Annotated in this window: 13 protein-coding genes and 1 tRNA gene; 11 read left to right on the top strand and 3 right to left on the bottom strand. The window is 64.2% G+C overall.

The genetic code is table 11. The annotated features are described in order from the left end of the window. The first annotated feature begins 3 nt into the window (after positions 1–3). The 9 genes from GGD66_RS00755 (at position 4) to GGD66_RS00795 (ending at position 8,636) form a co-directional block, all read left to right on the top strand. Positions 4–924, top strand: a complete 921-nt coding sequence (locus GGD66_RS00755; protein WP_177236923.1) for a dihydrodipicolinate synthase family protein — start codon at positions 4–6, stop codon at positions 922–924. A 24-nt stretch (positions 925–948) separates the two neighbouring features. Further along, positions 949–2,388: an FAD-binding oxidoreductase gene (locus GGD66_RS00760; protein ID WP_183256626.1), complete on the top strand. Its 1,440-nt coding sequence runs from the start codon at positions 949–951 to the stop codon at positions 2,386–2,388. 2 nt (positions 2,389–2,390) lie between these two features. Beyond that, positions 2,391–3,497, top strand: coding sequence for a four-carbon acid sugar kinase family protein (locus GGD66_RS00765; RefSeq protein ID WP_183256627.1), 1,107 nt, complete (start codon positions 2,391–2,393; stop codon positions 3,495–3,497). Continuing rightward, complete coding sequence (gene pdxA, locus GGD66_RS00770; RefSeq protein WP_092252572.1) at positions 3,494–4,531, top strand: 4-hydroxythreonine-4-phosphate dehydrogenase PdxA; 1,038 nt, start codon at positions 3,494–3,496, stop codon at positions 4,529–4,531. The genes GGD66_RS00765 and pdxA overlap by 4 nt, the downstream gene beginning before the upstream one ends. Continuing rightward, complete coding sequence (locus GGD66_RS00775; protein ID WP_183256628.1) at positions 4,488–5,675, top strand: iron-containing alcohol dehydrogenase; 1,188 nt, start codon at positions 4,488–4,490, stop codon at positions 5,673–5,675. The genes pdxA and GGD66_RS00775 overlap by 44 nt, the downstream gene beginning before the upstream one ends. A gap of 60 nt (positions 5,676–5,735) precedes the next feature. Next, the gene (locus tag GGD66_RS00780) at positions 5,736–6,707 is read left to right on the top strand and encodes a tripartite tricarboxylate transporter substrate binding protein (RefSeq protein WP_183256629.1); all 972 of its coding nucleotides are present in this window, start codon (positions 5,736–5,738) and stop codon (positions 6,705–6,707) included. A gap of 105 nt (positions 6,708–6,812) precedes the next feature. Beyond that, complete coding sequence (locus GGD66_RS00785) at positions 6,813–7,856, top strand: acyltransferase (RefSeq protein WP_183256630.1); 1,044 nt, start codon at positions 6,813–6,815, stop codon at positions 7,854–7,856. Positions 7,857–8,031: 175 nt separating this feature from the next. Next, positions 8,032–8,105: transfer RNA gene (locus GGD66_RS00790), tRNA-Gln, on the top strand. A gap of 168 nt (positions 8,106–8,273) precedes the next feature. Then, positions 8,274–8,636, top strand: a complete 363-nt coding sequence (locus GGD66_RS00795) for a DUF1428 domain-containing protein (RefSeq protein ID WP_026202257.1) — start codon at positions 8,274–8,276, stop codon at positions 8,634–8,636. A gap of 210 nt (positions 8,637–8,846) precedes the next feature. Here GGD66_RS00795 and GGD66_RS00800 read toward each other — a convergent pair whose 3' ends face one another. From GGD66_RS00800 to GGD66_RS00810, 3 genes are all read right to left on the bottom strand, one after another. Next, positions 8,847–9,413: an invasion associated locus B family protein gene (locus tag GGD66_RS00800; RefSeq protein ID WP_018319814.1), complete on the bottom strand. Its 567-nt coding sequence runs from the start codon at positions 9,411–9,413 to the stop codon at positions 8,847–8,849. A 65-nt stretch (positions 9,414–9,478) separates the two neighbouring features. Next, complete coding sequence (locus GGD66_RS00805) at positions 9,479–12,625, bottom strand: multidrug efflux RND transporter permease subunit (protein ID WP_092252580.1); 3,147 nt, start codon at positions 12,623–12,625, stop codon at positions 9,479–9,481. Then, positions 12,622–13,803, bottom strand: coding sequence for an efflux RND transporter periplasmic adaptor subunit (locus GGD66_RS00810; protein ID WP_183256631.1), 1,182 nt, complete (start codon positions 13,801–13,803; stop codon positions 12,622–12,624). The genes GGD66_RS00805 and GGD66_RS00810 overlap by 4 nt, the downstream gene beginning before the upstream one ends. A 377-nt stretch (positions 13,804–14,180) precedes the next feature. Between GGD66_RS00810 and GGD66_RS00815 the strand changes: the two genes are divergently transcribed. Next, on the top strand, positions 14,181–14,420 hold the full coding sequence (locus GGD66_RS00815; RefSeq protein ID WP_018319817.1) for a hypothetical protein: 240 nt from the start codon (positions 14,181–14,183) through the stop codon (positions 14,418–14,420). A gap of 226 nt (positions 14,421–14,646) precedes the next feature. Next, a complete protein-coding gene (locus tag GGD66_RS00820; RefSeq protein WP_183257128.1) occupies positions 14,647–17,046 on the top strand; it encodes a TonB-dependent siderophore receptor in 2,400 nt (799 codons plus the stop codon).

Below are 17,046 nucleotides of genomic sequence, written 5' to 3' on the forward strand. Positions count from 1 at the left end.
AGTTTGTCGACACCATCGCTGCACCCTCATGGCGTGTTTTCCGCCGCGCTGACCCCGCTCGACGCCCAGCTCGCTCCCGATCATGCGCGCTTCATCGCGCATTGCCGCTATCTCCTCGATGAGGGCTGCGACGGTATCGCGCTGCTCGGCACGACGGGCGAGGCGAACTCCTTCTCCGCGGCGGAGCGCATGGCGCTGCTCGAGGCGGTGGTGGCTGCCGGCATCGCGCCGCAACGTCTTCTGCCGGGCACCGGCGTGGCCGCGCTCAGCGAGACCATTGTCCTGACGCGCCACGCACTCTCGGTCGGCGTCGACACCGTCGTGATGCTGCCGCCGTTCTATTACAAGGGTGTCACGGACGACGGCGTTTACGCGTCCTATAGCGAAATCGTGCAGCGCATTGGCGATGCCAGGCTCAAGGTCGTGCTCTATCACATCCCGCAGATGTCGGCGCAGCCGATCTCGCATGCGCTGATCGAGCGGCTGCGAACGGCTTATCCGGCAACGTTCGTGGGTATCAAGGATTCCTCCGGTGACTTCGCGAACATGACCGCGATGGTCGAGCGCTTCCCCGGCTTTTCGGTTCTGGTCGGAGCCGATCCGTTGCTGCTGCCGCTGCTGCGCAAGGGCGGCGCCGGCTGCATCACGGCGTCCTCCAATCTGGTCGCGCGGGACCTTGCCTATGTCTACAAGCATTTTCGCGATAGCGACGACGACGCGGCGCTCAAGACGGCGCAGGCGCGCATCGTGAAAGCGCGCGAGCTGGTCTCGCGCTTCCCGCAGATGGCCTCGCTGAAGACATTGGTGGCAGAGCGCACTGGCCACGCAGGATGGCAGCGCCTGCGACCGCCGCTGGAGTCGTTGCCGCCCGAGCAGGTGAAAGAGCTGCTCGCGAATGCTGCGGCATTCGCAGCCGCTTTGTAGCCGGCGCGACGACGAGGCGATCCGATGTCGGACTCCTTCCAGGACGCGCTTTCCGGGCTTGCCGCGATCGTCGGCGACGAGCAAATCATCGCGTCCGGACCCGACCAGGAGCCTTATGTGGTGGACTGGCGCGGGCGTTATCACGGCCGCGCGGTTGCGGTGGTGAAGCCCGGCTCCACCGCCGAGGTCGCCGCAGTCGTCAAATTCTGTGCGGCACGGCAGCTCGCAATTGTGCCGCAGGGCGGCAACACCGGCATGTGCGGGGCGGCAACGCCGGACGATCGGGCCGGCAATGTGGTGATCCGGCTCGACCGGATGCGTGGCGTGCGCGATGTCAGTCCGCTCGCCAACACGATCACAGTCGAGGCCGGCTGCATCCTCGCGGAGGTGCAGAATGCGGCGCGCGAGGTCGATCGCTACTTTCCCTTGAGCCTGGGTGCCGAAGGCTCCTGCCAGATCGGCGGCAATATCTCGACGAATGCCGGCGGCACGGCGGTGCTGCGTTACGGGCCGACGCGCGATCTCGTGCTCGGGCTGGAGGTCGTGCTGCCCGACGGGCGAATCTTCAACGGCCTACGCGCACTGCGTAAGGACAACACGGGTTATGCGCTGAAGCAGCTCTTCATCGGGGCGGAGGGGACGCTCGGCATCGTCACCGCGGCGGTGTTGAAGCTGTTCGCGCCGCCGCGCAGCTCGGCGCTGGCGCTGCTGAAATTGCAGGGTGTGGAGCAGGCGCTTGAGATCATGCAGCGCCTGCGCGGCGCGGTCGGCGACCGGCTCGGCAGCCTCGAGATCATGTCGCGCGCGCAGATCGAGGCGATCGCAGAGTCCGTGCCGCATGTCACGATCCCCTTCGAGCTGACGACGCCGTGGTATCTGATCGTCGAACTGACCGACACGTTCGCCGGCGTCGACCTCGATGAGCCGCTCGCCACGGTGCTGGCGGATGCGATGGAGGCCGGCCTTGCCGACGACGTGATCCTGGCCTCCAACCTCGCACAGGCCAAGGCGATCTGGGCTGTCAGGCACAGCGTGTCCGAAGGCAACAAGCGCAGCGGCTATGTCGTGTCGCATGACAGCGTGGTGCCGCTTGAGCGTCAGGCCGCCTTCGTCACGAATGTCGAGGCCCGGATCAACGCCGCGGTGCCGCACGCGCGGGTCGTGATGCATGGCCATATCGGCGACGGCAACATCCACGTCATCGCCCTGATCGACCGCGCGCGTTGCCAGGACCCGGCGGCGACCGCTGCGCTCGTGGCTGAAATCAACGAGATCGTTGACGACGAGACCGCAGCGCAGGGCGGTGCGATCAGTGCCGAGCACGGCATCGGCATCACCAATCGCGGCCGGCTTGCCCGTGTGGCCGATCCTCTCGACATCGAGCTGATGCGCGATATCAAGAAATTGCTCGATCCGAAGGGCTTGATGAATCCCGGCAAGATTTTTGGTGCGGGAGCGGCATAACCATGACGAGCGTCCGCCTGCTTGCCGACGATCTCACCGGTGCGCTCGACACCGCGGCGGAATTCGTCGGCCTGTGCGGTCCGTTCGATGTCGTCTGGTCGGGCGCGCTTGCGCCGCTGGAGTCCGGGAGCCTGGCAATCGATAGCGGCACCCGTGAGCGGTCGAAGGCCGAGAGCGTCGAAATCGTTGGGCGACTGGCGCCCCACCTTCAGGGCGGGACGATCGCCTACAAGAAGGTCGATAGCCTCCTTCGGGGCGCGTGGGCGGCTGAGCTCGACGCCTGCCTGCGCAGCGGCCATTGGGCTTCTTGCGTGGTCGCGCCGGCGTTCGATTATCAGGGACGCCGCACCGTCGGTGGCCAGCAATTCGCCCGCACCGTGCATGGCGATTGGCACAGGGTCGGCGACAATTTGCTGGATCAGTTGCGGCAAGACGGCATCGAAGCACGACAGGGCACGGCCGAAACGCTCTCGCAAGGCGGCGTTCAGGTGTTCGATGCGGAGAGCGACCTCGACCTCGATCGCGTCGTCGAAATGGCGCGGCGCATGCCGGGGCCCGTGTTGTGGTGTGGCAGCGGCGGCCTGGCCGGTGCGCTTGCCCGCGGTCAGGGCGCCGCTGCGCCGTCGCAACTGAAGCGGCCGGTGCTGGGGCTGTTCGGCTCCGACCAGGCTGCCACCGCATCCCAGCTCGCGGCATGTGGTCACGCCACCATCGCGCTGGCCGAGGGGGAGGGTGGCGCGGGCGTTCGGCGCAAGCTGGCCGACGACGGCGTGGCGCTGGTCAAATTCGCCCTCGCTGACGGCTTGACGCGGGCCGAGGCGGCGCGGCGGATCGCGCACGAGATGACGCGGCTGATCGCAGCACTCGAACCACCGGGCACGCTGGTTGTTGCCGGTGGAGAAACACTGAAGGCCGCTTGCGTTGCCCTCGGCGCGCATGCGCTCGAGGTGACAGGACGTATCGTGCCCGGATTGCCGCGCTCGACCTTGCAAGGCGGCCGCTGGGCCGGCGTCGATGTCATCTCGAAGTCCGGCGCGTTCGGTCCCAGCGAGCTGTGGCGCGACCTGCTTCGGGATAATCATTTGCTCAGCAAGGGGAGTCCGACATGACCTCTCGTCATCTTGCCATCACCATGGGCGATCCCGCCGGGATCGGGCCGGAGATCATCGTCAAGGCCTGCGTCGGGCTGAAGGACCGGATCGCGAAAGGCGATCTGCGGATCCTCATCATCGGCAACGGCGCGGCGCTCGATGGCGCGAAAGCCGCGCTCGGTGCCGGCATTGCGATTCCCGAAGTGCGCGCCGAGGATCGCGACTGGCCGAACCTCTGCTTCCTCCAGGCCGACATCGAGGGCGACCCGATCAAGCCCGGAGTGCTCAGCGCCGATGGCGGCCGCTTTGCCTACAAGGCGATCGAGCAGGGCGTGCGCCTGACGCAGGCGGGCCGGACCGCGGCGATCGTCACGGCGCCGCTCAACAAGGAAGCGCTCAACAAGGCTGGCTATCATTTCCCTGGTCATACCGAGATGCTGGCGCATCTCACCGGCGTGCGCGGCTCGGTGATGCTGCTCGCCCATGGCAACATGCGTGTCAGCCATGTTTCGACCCATGTGGCGCTGGAGGACGTGCCGAAGCGCCTGACGCCGGAGCGTCTGCGCATGGTGATCGACCTCACCAACGATGCCCTGCTGCGGCTCGGAATCGCCAAACCGAAGATCGCGATCGCGGCGCTCAATCCGCATGCCGGCGAGGGCGGCCTGTTCGGCCGGCAGGACATCGACGTGTCTGCACCGACGATCGCGAAAGCCGTTGCCGACGGCCTCGACGTCGTCGGGCCCGTGCCGGGCGATACCATCTTCGTCAAGCTGCGCGCCGGCCAGTACGATGCCGCGGTCGCGATGTATCACGACCAGGGGCACATTCCGGTCAAGCTGCTCGGCTTCCAGGTCGATCCCGCGACCGGCCGCTGGCAGGAATTGTCCGGCGTCAACATCACGCTGGGCTTGCCGATCATCCGCACTTCCGTCGATCACGGCACCGCTTTCGACATTGCGGGCAAGGGCATCGCCAACGAGCACAGCCTGATCGAGGCCATCGACTATGCCGAGCGGCTCGCCGCTGGCGCCTCCGTATCCAAATCATGAGTTCGAACGCACGATGACCAACGCCTTCACGCCCATCGAAATCCAGCGTCCCACCATCCTCGAGTTCGGCAATGGCACGATCGGCGCTGCGGCGCGCTACGCCGAGCGGATCGGCGCCAGGCGGCCGCTGGTGATCTCCGATCCGTTCAACGCACGCCGGGTCGACATGCTGGCGCTGCCGGGTGCGGTGAAGGTGTTCGGCGACGTCAAGCCCGAGCCGGACCTGCCTAATCTCGAGAAGGCGGTGGCGATGGCGAAGGACGTCAAGCCCGATCTCGTCGTCGGCTTCGGCGGCGGCAGCGCGATGGATCTCGCCAAGCTGGTCGCGGTGATGTGCACGAGCGACGTGCCCTTTGCCGACATCGTCGGGCCGGAGAAGGTGGCCGGCCGCAGCGTCGCGCTGATGCAGATTCCGACGACGTCGGGCACCGGCAGCGAAGCGGGCACCCGTGCGCTCGTCACCGATCCCGTCAGCCAGAACAAGCAGGCGGTGCAGAGCCGCTTCATGCTGGCCGACATCGCCATCGTCGATCCGGATCTGACGATGACCGTGCCGAAGGAGGTCACCGCGGCGACCGGGGTCGATGCACTGGCGCATTGCGTCGAGGCCTATACCAGCCGCAAGGCGCATCCGACGATCGACCTCTACGCGCTTGAAGGCGCGCGGCTGGTCGGACGTTATCTCAAACGCGCGGTGGCCGATGGCGGCGATCGCGAGGCGCGTGCGGGCCTCGCGCTGGCCTCGCTCTATGGCGGCTATTGCCTGGGACCGGTGAACACGACAGCCGGCCACGCGGTGGCGTATCCGCTCGGCACGCGGCACCACGTGGCACATGGCCTCGCCTGTGCGGTGATCTTCCCGCATACGCTGGCGTTCAACATGCCGGCGGTGGAAGCGAAGACGATCGCGGTGCTCCAGGCGCTCGGCCTGCCGGAGCAGGGCGATCCGAAGCTCGCGTTCGAGGCAAGCTACAAGTTCTGCAGCGATCTCGGCATCGACATGCGGCTGTCCGCGCTCGGCGTGCCTCGGGACGATTTCGGCGTGATGGCCGACGAGGCGCACGCCATTCGCCGCCTGCTCGACAACAATCCGCGCGACCTCGGCCGGGATGCGATCCTGAACATGTACGAGGTCGCGTTCTGACCGTCTCCGCGGCTCGCGCGCGGCAACCAATCAACAACACGGAAAACAGAGGAAACTTCTATGAGATCGATGTGGCTTGTCCTTGCCTCAGCCTTGGTGCTGGCGGCCTCACCCGCAAAGGCGCAGGACGGCTATCCGTCCAAGCAGGTGACGGTGGTCGTTCCCTTCGCCGCCGGCGGCACCGCGGACATCTTCGCGCGGATGGTCTCCAACCATTTGCAGGCGAAGTTCGGCAAGCCCTTCGTAGTCGAGAATGTCGGCGGTGCCGGCTCGATCCTCGGCGTGACGCGGGTGGCGAAATCGACGCCGGATGGCATCACGCTCGGCCTTGCCAGCACGTCCGCGCTTGCGATCAACCCGTCGCTCTACGGGCCGAAGCTCAGCTACCAGCCGGACAAGGATCTGGTGCCGGTCGCCCAGATCAGCGTCGTGCCCAATGTTCTCGTCGTCAATCCCAACAAGATCAAGGCGCGTACCGTGCCGGAGCTGATTGCCTATCTGAAGGCGAATCCGGACAAGGTCTCGTTCGGCTCGGCCGGCGTCGGCACCTCGCAGCACCTTGCCAGCGAGCTATTCCAGCAGATGACGGGCACCAAGATGGTGCACGTGCCCTACAAGGGCTCCAGCCAGATGCTGACGGATCTGCTGAGCGGACAGATTGATCTCGCCTTCGACAACGTCCCGCTGCTGCTGCCGCAGGTGAAGACCGGCCAGCTCGCGCTGCTCGCGACCGCAACGCCGAAGCGCGCCGCCTTCGATCCGGAGGCGCCGGCCGTGGCCGAATTCCTGCCCGGCTTCGAGGCGGTGGCCTGGCACGGTTTCATTGTGCCCGCGGGCACGCCCAAGCCGATCGTCGAAAAGCTCTCGGCCGAGATTCGCGCCTTCATGGCGCAGCCGGAGACGGTGCAGAAGATGGCCGAACTCGGTGCCACCGCGGTCGCCGTGGATTCCGAACCGTTCGCGGCCTACATCAACGCCGAGACGGCGCGCTGGAAGAAGGTGATCGAGGCCGCCAACATCAAGCTGGAGTAGGGCGGCACGCGAAGAGATGAGCGGCCGCCGCATGCAGATGGGGCGGCCGCTTGTTCAGCGCCGGTCGCCGGTCTAAGTTCGCATCAGCCAACGGGTGCGGGGCTGATGGGGACTGTTCGTTTTCTGCTGGCGGCGATCGTCGTTGGATTTCATTGCCAATTTGGCGTCATTCACCAGACAATCGGAGGTTTGGCCGCTGTAGAAGTCTTCTACATCATCAGTGGCTTCTACATGGCCGCCGCCTATGAGCGGCACTATCCGGGACGGCCTGCTGCATTCTTCGCCAGCCGCTTCGCGAGGCTTTATCCGTTCTACCTAGCTGTTCTGGTAGCTACGTTCGCGCTACACCTGTGGAACCCGGCGAACGAGAGCGGCATCTTCAATTCCCTCCGAACGGAAGAGCGGCCCTATGTGATCAACCTGTCGCTGCTGGGTCTCGATCTCTATTCGGCCATGCACAGCACCACGTATCTCCTGGTTCCGCAGGCGTGGTCGATCAGCGCGGAGATCGTCTTCTACGCGTTGCTGCCTGCCTTGCTTCTCCTGAACAGAAAATGGCTCGCCGGGTTGGTGGTCGCCGCCTTCGCGATCAAGATGACCATTCTGCACGTCTACGAATGGAAATGGGCTTACTTCCCGTTTTACAGCCAGATCGGCTATTTCGGCACCGGCGTTGTGCTCTTCTCGTTGCGAGATCGCCTGACATGGTCGACGCGTGCGGGCTACTGGCTCGCGGCTCTCTACTGCCTCTATCTCCTCGCCGACGTCTATGCCGACGTCGACTATCACGGGGGCATCGTTCAGGGCGTGCCGCTGGTTATCGCAACCTGCATCGTTATTCCGACGCTCTTCTCAAGGATCAACGGACCCCTGTCGACCGCGTTGGGCGATGCCTCCTATGGCGTCTATCTCTCGCATTTTCTCTTCATCCAGATCGCGATCAATCTGCAGGTCTTTGATCCGATCACGCTGACCAATCCGCACATTGTGAGCCATTGGCGAATTCTGTTTCAGACCTTGGGCATCCTGCTCGCATCCACGGTCGTCGCGCTCGCCTTCGAGTTCACGGTGCAGCGATGGATCGATCGGGCGCGCCGATCGCTGTTCTACAACCGCAAAGGGCCGCAGGATTCCTTCGGGAAGGCTTGAGACAGTCCGTCTGTCGGTGCGAACGCAGCCAGAACAAGCCGAGATGTTCACAGAAGGGCTGGACCGCGAAGGTCAGCGCGGCTATATGAGCGGCCTGCGAGCCGCTGATTTGCAAAGCTGTCAGCCCGCCCTCGCAGAACTTCCGAAGAAAGCTTAGCGATTTCAAGCGCTTCGGTGGGGAATGGTGTAACGGTAGCACAACAGACTCTGACTCTGTTTGTCTTGGTTCGAATCCAGGTTCCCCAGCCAGTTCCGGGCATGCTCAAAGGTCCAGAGCTTCAGGTCCTTCGGTGACAGTGACGGTCCACGGGCCGCGCCGCCGGTCGCGACCGTTTGCCTCATCTGAAATCGCATTTCCCCGGTCGGATCGCCGTGCTCTGCATCGTCCTTGGGTCACGCAACTCAAGGAGATTCCTGATGCCCTATGTCGATGGTTTCGTTCTGGCCGTGCCGAAGGACAAGATCGAGGCCTACAAGACGCTGTCGACGACCGCCTGCGCGCTCTGGATGGAGCACGGCGCGCTCGACTATGTCGAATGCGTCGCTGACGATGTCCCCTATGGCGAGCTCACCTCGTTTCCGCGCGCGGTGATGGCGAAGGAGGACGAGGTCGTGGTGTTCGCCTGGATCGTCTACCGCGACCGGGAGACCCGCGATGCCGTCAACAAGAAGGTGATGGAGGACCCGCGGCTGAAGATGGAGGGCATGCCGTTCGACGGCAAGCGCATGATCTATGGCGGCTTCACGACCTTGCTCCGGGCGAGCGACGTCGTCAGCTGACAGGCGGGGGAGAAAGCCTATCTCGGAGGCGCGCGGTCGACTTCGGCCTGCAGCAGCAGCAACAGGCAGCCGGCGAGCTGCGCCTCCATCACCGAATACACGCTGCTGATCGACGGGGCTGCTGCACGCCGTCACCATCACAATGACCAGCGGCTCGATGGCGATGCCGTCGGCAACGCGCAGATGGCGAGGCAGTAACGGGGACTTGCGTTACTTGATCTTGTCGTAAGCGGAAGCGAAATCGCCCAGCGGCATCGGAATCGCGATCGTCTCCTTGGCCATGTTCTGGAAGGAGACTTTGAGCTGCTTGCCCGACCGCAACGCGGCAAGCAGATCCGGCGCGATCGGCGCCGAGGCGTAGCAGCCGCGGTTCTCGCAGGTCTGGATCTGGAGATCGACCGTCTTGCCCTCGTCGACCTGGAGCTTGGCGCCGATGGGAAGGTTGAGGCCGAGCGGCAATTGCAGCAGCGCCACCGGCGTGCGGGTGTCGGGCGCGATGCGGATGTTGATCAGCACGATGGTCTGGCCGGTCTTTGTCAGCACCGCGTTCTGCTCCATCGCACATTCGAGCGGCGCGTCACGGCTGGCGCTGGTGCAGCGCACGATCCAACCGGGCTGTTGCGCCGGCGCGCCGTCAGCCTGTGGCTGCGTCGGAGCCGGTGCCGGCTGCGCCGCCGGAGCGGGGGCGTTCTTCTTGGCGGCCTGTTGGGCATACGCGGCGCCCAAGGGCAACAGGACAGCTGCGGCGAGGGCGACAAGTCTGGATTGCATGAGCATGGCGAAACCGCGTTGGCGTGAACCGGGGCCTCGCTGTAGCGTCGCCGGAAGCGCCGTGCAAGCCGCTACTCGGCAGCTTCCTTAACGGTGCCGTGCTCCACCGCCTCGCCGCCTTCGCCGTCACCCGAACGGCCCCAGCCCGAGAACCAGTTGTTGAGCTCGTCGAGATAGAGATAGACCACCGGCGTGGTGAACAGCGTCAGCGCCTGGCTGACGATCAGGCCGCCGACCATGGCGTAGCCGAGCGGCTGGCGGATCTCGGCGCCGGTGCCGTGACCGAGCATCAGCGGCACGCCGCCGAGCAGCGCGGCCATCGTCGTCATCATGATCGGGCGGAAGCGGAGCAGGGCGGCCTGGCGGATCGATTCCGCCGGCGTCTTGTGCTCGTCGCGTTCGGCGGCGATGGCGAAGTCGACCATCATGATGCCGTTCTTCTTCACGATGCCGATCAGGAGAATGATTCCGATCAAGGCAATCAGGCTGAAGTCGAACCCGGCCGCCATCAGGATCGCGAGCGCGCCGACGCCGGCCGAGGGCAGCGTCGACAGAATCGTGATCGGATGGATATAGCTCTCGTAGAGGATGCCGAGGATCAGGTAGACCACGACGAGCGCGGCAAGGATCAGCAGCGGCACGGTGCCGAGCGATTGCTGGAACGCCTGCGCCGTGCCCTGGAAGCTCGAGTTCAGCGTCGGCGGCGCGCCGAGCTCGGCCATCGCCTTCTGCACGGCTTCCGTCGCCTGGCCGAGCGCGACGCCCTGGCCGAGGTTGAAGCTGATGGTGATCGCCGGGAATTGGCCCTGGTGGCTGATCGAAAGCGGACGGACCGGATCGGTGGTCCAGGTCGCGAAGGTCGACAGCGGCACCTGGTCGCCGGTCAGCGGCGACTTCAGATAGAGCTTGTTCAGGCTGTCGAGATTGCCCTGCATCTCCGGCAGGATCTCCAGGATCACCTTGTAGGTGTTGAGCTGGGTGAAATACTGCGTGACCTGCCGCTGGCCGAAGGCGTCATACAGCGTGTCGTCGATCAGCTGCGGCTGGATGCCGTAGCGCGCGGCGGTGTCGCGGTTGATCTTGAGCTGGACCGTGGTGCCCTGGGTCTGCTGGTCGGTCGCGACGTCGCGCAGCTCCGGCAGCGTCTGCATCTTGGCGAGGATTTTCGGCGCCCACTCGTTGAGCTCGGCGAGGTCGGCGTCCTGCAAGGTGAACTCGAATTGGGTGCGCGTCGGCCGGCCGCCGAGCCGGACGTCCTGGGCCGCCTGCATGTAGACGCGGGCGCCCTCGACCTTGTCGAACTGCGGACGCAGTCGCGCGATGATCTGCTGAGCCGAGGCATCGCGCTTGTCGCGAGCCTTCAGCGTGATGAATATGTTGCCGTTGTTGCCGGCGCGGCCGCTGCCGCCGATCGACATGGCGACGCTGGCAACATCGGGATCGGCGAGGATGATCTTGCCGAGCTGTTCCTGACGCCGGGTCATCTCCTTGAACGAAATGTCCTGCGAGGCTTCGGAGGTGGCGGTGATCAGGCCGACATCCTGCTGCGGGAAGAAACCCTTCGGGATCAGGACGAACAAATAGATCGACAGTCCGAGCGTGGCGAAGAAGATCGCCAGCGTGGTGCGCCGCCAAGCCAGGGCGTGATCGAGAACGTATTCGTAGCCGCGCAGCATCGCATCGAAGGCGCGCTCGCTCCATTGATAGAAGCGGCCGTGGCGCACCTCGCCATGGGCGCGCAGGAAGCGCGAAGCCATCATCGGCGTCAGGGTCAGCGACACGAACATCGAGACGAAGATGGTCATCGCCAGCACGACGGCGAATTCGCGGAACAGGCGTCCGATGATGCCGCCCATCAAGAGCAGCGGGATCAGCACCGCGACCAGCGAGATGCTGATCGACACGATGGTGAAGCCGATTTCCTTCGAGCCACGGAAGGCAGCCGCCATCGGCGATTCGCCTTCCTCGATGTAGCGCGTGATGTTCTCGAGCATCACGATGGCATCGTCGACGACGAATCCGACCGCGATGGTGAGCGCCATCAGCGACAGATTGTCGAGCGAATAGCCGACGACCCACATCAGCGCGCAGGCGCCGAGCAGCGCCAGCGGAACCGTGATGGCGGGAATGACGGTGGCCCAGAAGCTGCGCAGGAAGATGAAGATGACCATGACCACGAGCGCGATGGTCAGCAGCAAGGTGAACTGGACGTCCTCGACCGCGGCGCGGATGGTCGTGGTACGGTCGCTGATGAGCTCGATCTTGATGGCGGGCGGGATCGCCGCCACGAGGCGGGGCAGGGTCGCCTTGATCCGATCGACGGTCTCGATGACGTTGGCGCCCGGCTGCTTGAAGATCACCAGGAACACGCCGCGCTTGCCGTTGGCCCAGGCCGCCTGCTTGGCGTCTTCAGCGGCGCTGACCGCCTGGCCGATGTCGCGGATTCGCAACGGAGCGCCGTTGCGATAGGCGATGATGACGTCGTTCCAGTCCTTCGCGTGCGTGAGCTGGTCGTTGGCGTAGATCGTGTAGGCGCGCTTCTCGCCGTCGATATTGCCCTTCGGACTGTCGACCGTGGTGATCGCGATCTGGCTGCGTACGTCCTCCATCGACAGGCCCTTGGCGACCAGCTTCGCGGGATCGACCTGAACGCGGATGGAGGGTTTCTGCTGGCCGCCGATGAAGACCTGGGCGACGCCGGAGAGCTGGCTGATCTGCTGGGCGAGCTGGGCGTCGACCGCGTCGCTGACGCTGGTCAGAGGTAACGTCTCCGATGTCGCCGACAGCAGCAGGATCGGCGCATCGGCCGGGTTGACCTTGCGGTAGGTCGGCGGCGAGGGAAGATTCTTCGGCAACTGGCCGCTGGCGGCGTTGATGGCGCCCTGCACGTCATTGGCAGCGCCATCGATGCTGCGGTTGAGATCGAACTGGATGGTGATCGACGCGGTGCCCAGATAGCTCGTCGAGGTCATCTGCGCGATGCCGGGAATCTGGGCGAACTGCCGCTCCAGCGGCTGCGCCACCGACGAAGCCATCGTCTCCGGGCTGCCGCCCGGCAAATTGGCGGTGATCTGGATGGTCGGGAAGTCGACCTGCGGCAGCGGTGCGACCGGGAGCAGGGGATAGGCGACGAGACCGACGAAGAGGATGCCGGCCATCAGCAGCGAGGTGCCGATGGGATAACGGATGAAAGGTGCCGAAATCCCGCCCTCGGTCATTCCTGTCGTACCTTGTTCTGGGCGTTCTGGGCCGGGTTCGAACTCGCCACCGCCGTCGAGACGAGGCTTCCGGGCTGCACCTTGAACTGGCCGCCGGTGATCACCTGCTGACCGGGGCTCAGCCCTTCTTCGATGACCGAATGTCCATCGATAGCGTAGGTGACCTTGACCTTGTGCACCTCGGCCTTGTTGTCCTGATTGACGGTATAAGCGTAGAGGCCGTTGGTCGAATGCTGGACCGCGTCATCCGGAACCACGGTCGCATCCTTCAGCGTCCGCACCAGAAGCCGCGTCGAGACCGACTGGCCCGGCCACAGCGTGTGGTCCTTGTTGTCGAACACCGCCTTGAGCCGGATCGTTCCGCTGCTGGTATCGACCTGGTTGTTGATGACCGCAAGCTTGCCCTCGGCCAGCGTCTTCTTGCCGTCGGTGGTGAAGGCGATCACCTTGAGCGCGCCGCTCCTCTGGCCTTCGGTGATATAGGGCAGCTGGTCCTCCGGCGCGGTGAAGATCACGGAGATCGGCTCGACTTGCGAGATCGTGACGATGCCCGTTTGCGTCGAGGCGTTGACGATGTTGCCGATGTCGACCTGGCGCAGGCCGGCGACGCCGGTGATCGGCGCCTTGACCTGGGTGTAGTCGAGCTGGGTCTGGGCGTTGGCGATCGCGGCGTCATCGGCGGCGATCTGGGCGGTGAGCTGGGCGACGGTCGTGCGCTGGGTGTCGACCCGCTGGGCGGTCGCGAATTCGCCGAGCTTCGTGGCGCGCTGAAGTTCGAGATTGGCGTTGGCCAGACTAGCCTCGTCTTGCGCCTTCTTGGCCTTGGCTTGGTCGAGCGTGGCTTGATAGGGACGGGGATCGATCGAGACCAGAAGCTCGCCCTGCTGGACGATCTGGCCTTCGCGGAAGGCGAGCTTGTCGATCTGGCCATCCACGCGGGTGCGGACTTGCACGGTGTTGAACCCCTGAACCGTGCCGAGACCGGTCAGATAGACCGGGAAATCGACCTTCTGGACCGGGGCAACGCTGACGGGGACGGCGGGCGGGCGGGGTGGACCCTTCTGGGCGGTCTGGGTTTTTCCAGCCTGGGAGGCGTCGAATTTCTGCCAACCATAGTAACCCGCGGAGGCCACGGCCGCGATGATCAGAATCCAGAGGATCGGCCGGGACTTTTTCATATCGTCTCGTGTCGGCTCTTGTGCCCTCAGCTACGAATTATGGGGCAATCGTAGGGTTCCAGAGCGTTTGTATAATACACGCCAAGTTCCAGTGTAAACAGCACTATCAGTTGAGAATCCTAAACAATTGGAAAGCTTTGCACCGTCTGGGCAGTGGTCTGGCGCGGCGGTGTGCAGTGTTGCATTTTCCCGGCAGGCGCGATCGGCGAACACACCTCAAGCAGCACTCCCGGACGGTGTGCTCGGGCCGAATGGCGCCGGGTCGAGCCGCCGGTCGGTATCGGTAACAAGAATGGTTCTAAGTCGGGCGGAAGCCGTTTCGGTTGTCAGGAATTTCAGCATCGTCCATATCGGCGCCGCCACAACGGGAGCGCAGGATGGACGAGCTGAACGGCAAGCTGATCGCGTGTCAGATTCTGATCACGGGATTGATCGCGCGTGTCGCCAATGAGCAGCGTGATCCCTTGCGCTTCCTCACCGACTTCCGGGACGAGATCAAAGCGGTCGTGAACGGCGTCAACATCGCCGGCATGGACTCAACCGATCGCGTGCGCGCTGTTGCGCTGAAAACCGTCGACGAATTGTTTTCGCTGATGAAGCCGCCGAGCAGCGATTGATGCTGTGAGCGAGCCATCGATTGCCCGGCATTCGGCGCGCTGTCTTTTAGAACGAGTCCAATATCAGTTTAGAACGATTTCAAACTGTAGTTTAGAATTGTTTTGAACTGGACCGATTCAAGGGTTCTTGCGAGGCGCTCGCATTGACCCGCTATTTTGCGGCCGATACCAACAACTCATCGTTCGTCAAAGTGAGTGAGCGAACAGGAAGATGGGGCGTTTGGTAATGGGGCAGGTGGTCGCACCGAAGTCGTTGCGTTCGGTCGCAGCATTCGGTCTGGTGGATGAAAAGTTCGCAGGTGTTTCCGGCAAGAAGGTCTCGGCAGTTGCGAGCTTGATCGCGGTGGCGTCGGTGTCGAGTGGCGCGCAGGCGCAGCAGTCCAACCTGCCGCCGGTAACGGTCGATGCTCCCGTCGAACGTCCGCGTCCAACGTCGTCGAAGCCTTCGCCGGAGCAGGTCCGCGCCCGCAATGCGATTCGCCGCGCCGCGCAGCGCGAGCAGGCGGCACAGCAGACGGCGCCGACCACGCCGTCAGGCGCTCCCGACGGCAATCCCTATGCCGATCCGGCCGCGCCCTACAAGGTCGACCACGTCCAGGCCAGCGGCAAGTTTCCCGAGAAGATGCTGAACACGCCCAAGTCGATCACGGTGCTCAGCAAGGAAGTGCTCGAAGACAAGAACGCGACGACGTTGAAGGAGATCGGGCGCTCGACCGCGGGCGTGACGCTCGGCTCGGGCGAGGGCGGCAACGCGTTCGGCGACCGTTTCTTCATCCGCGGCTTCGACGCGCGCAACGACGTGTTCATCGACGGCATCCGCGATCCCGCGGTTTCCATCCGCGAGAACTTCTTCACCGAGCAGATCGAGATCCTGCGCGGGCCGGCATCCTCCTACGCCGGCCGCGGCACTGCCGGCGGTGCCATCAACATCGTCACCAAGCAGGCTGGCGACGTCAACTTCAAGCGCATGGACTCCGAGTTCGGCACCGATCAGACCAAGCGCGTCACGCTCGACGTCAACCAGGTCATCGACCCGACCTTCTCGGTGCGCACCGGCGGCCTGTTCCAGGATGCCAATGTCGCCGGCCGCGATTATGTGACCGACAATCGCTGGGGCACCTTCATCTCGACCAAGTACACCCCGACCAACGACATCAAGATCACCACGAACTACGTCCACACCGATCTCAGCGGCCTGCCGGATTTCGGCGTACCCTATTACAAGCAGGGCAACGTGCCGGTGACCTCGGCCGGCATTCCGCGCGGCAACTGGTACGGCTTCCTCAATCGCGACTTCCAGACGGCGCGGCAGGATTTCGGTACCGGCACGATCGAGTACAAGGTCAACGAGGCCATCACGCTGACCAGCAAGGTGCGCGGCGAGCACTCGGTGCTCAACTATATCGGCACGCTGCCGCAGAATCCGAATACGACCAGCCCCAATCCGCTGCTCTGGACCACGACGGCGAGCGCGCAGAGCCGCTACCAGACCGTGGACGTGTGGGCCAACCAGAACGAGGCCACGTTCAAGCTCGACACCGGCGGGGTCAAGCACACCGCCGTGTTCGGCGTCGAATATTCGAACGAGAACATCTCGATCGACCGCTACGCCGGCCTCGCGTCGGAGCTGTCCGGCTCGCCCTTCACGAGCAACGGTGCCGTGACAGGGGTCAATCTCTACTCCCCGCAATACACCAACATTCCCTTCGGCATTCCGTCACTCCTCGGAAACCCGACGCGCTACGGCGTCAACACCAGCAGCGTCTATGTCATGGACACCGCGAACTGGCAGGACACGATCATCGTCAATGGCGGCGTGCGCTACGACGGCTACAGCCAGAGCGCGTCGAACAATTCGAGCTTCGTGAAGCAGAACGCGGATCTCGTGAATTACAACGTCGGCCTGGTCTACAAGCCGATGTCGATCGGCAGCATCTATGCAGCCTATGCGACCTCGGCCAATCCGTTCGGTTCGGAGCTTGACGCGACCGGCACCGATTACGGCGGCGTTCCGCCCAACTCGACCCTCTTGCTCGGGCCCGAGCGCAACAAGGCGGTCGAGCTCGGCACCAAATGGGAACTCGCCGACCGCCACCTGCTGGTGACCGGCGCGCTGTTCCAGACCACCAAGGACAACGCGCGCGAGACCGTCAACGGCCTGCTGACCTCGGGCGCTGCCTACAGGATCCAGGGCATCGACATCGAAGCCGAGGGCAAGATCACCGATCGTTGGAGCATCTTCGGCGGCCTGGTGCTGATGCAGTCCAAGGTCACCCAGAGCGGGGTTGCCTCCAATCTCGGCCTGCAGCTCGCCAACATTGCCCACCAGTCGTTCAGCATGCTGACCAAGTACAAGTTCGATGACGGCTGGGAGCTCGGCGGGCAGGCGGTGTACCGCTCGAAGGTTTACGGCGGCACGTTCGCGGCCAACACCAACGAGCTGCCGAGCTATTGGCGCTTCGATGCCTTCGTCGAGAAGAAGATCGACAAGAACTGGACCATGAAGTTCTACGCTCAGAACCTGACCAACAAGCTCTATTACGACTCGTTCTATCGCAGCAACGTACCGTTCGTAGCGGTCGCGCCCGGGCGCGCGTTCTATGTCGTGACGACAGCGAAGTTCTGA

This window comes from Bradyrhizobium sp. CIR48 (assembly GCF_014198315.1).
In the GTDB taxonomy this organism is placed as follows: domain Bacteria; phylum Pseudomonadota; class Alphaproteobacteria; order Rhizobiales; family Xanthobacteraceae; genus Bradyrhizobium.

Bases quoted from the DNA above. Each gene is read 5' to 3' on its own strand.
- GGD66_RS00780 (WP_183256629.1), top strand. From the start codon at position 5,736: ATGAGATCGATGTGGCTTGTCCTTGCCTCAGCCTTGGTGCTGGCGGCC.
- GGD66_RS00795 (WP_026202257.1), top strand. From the start codon at position 8,274: ATGCCCTATGTCGATGGTTTCGTTCTGGCCGTGCCGAAGGACAAGATC.
- GGD66_RS00785 (WP_183256630.1), top strand. From the start codon at position 6,813: ATGGGGACTGTTCGTTTTCTGCTGGCGGCGATCGTCGTTGGATTTCAT.
- GGD66_RS00820 (WP_183257128.1), top strand. From the start codon at position 14,647: ATGGGGCAGGTGGTCGCACCGAAGTCGTTGCGTTCGGTCGCAGCATTC.
- GGD66_RS00815 (WP_018319817.1), top strand. From the start codon at position 14,181: ATGGACGAGCTGAACGGCAAGCTGATCGCGTGTCAGATTCTGATCACG.
- GGD66_RS00760 (WP_183256626.1), top strand. From the start codon at position 949: ATGTCGGACTCCTTCCAGGACGCGCTTTCCGGGCTTGCCGCGATCGTC.
- GGD66_RS00805 (WP_092252580.1), bottom strand. From the start codon at position 12,625: ATGACCGAGGGCGGGATTTCGGCACCTTTCATCCGTTATCCCATCGGC.
- GGD66_RS00810 (WP_183256631.1), bottom strand. From the start codon at position 13,803: ATGAAAAAGTCCCGGCCGATCCTCTGGATTCTGATCATCGCGGCCGTG.
- GGD66_RS00800 (WP_018319814.1), bottom strand. From the start codon at position 9,413: ATGCTCATGCAATCCAGACTTGTCGCCCTCGCCGCAGCTGTCCTGTTG.
- pdxA (WP_092252572.1), top strand. From the start codon at position 3,494: ATGACCTCTCGTCATCTTGCCATCACCATGGGCGATCCCGCCGGGATC.
- GGD66_RS00765 (WP_183256627.1), top strand. From the start codon at position 2,391: ATGACGAGCGTCCGCCTGCTTGCCGACGATCTCACCGGTGCGCTCGAC.
- GGD66_RS00775 (WP_183256628.1), top strand. From the start codon at position 4,488: ATGCCGAGCGGCTCGCCGCTGGCGCCTCCGTATCCAAATCATGAGTTC.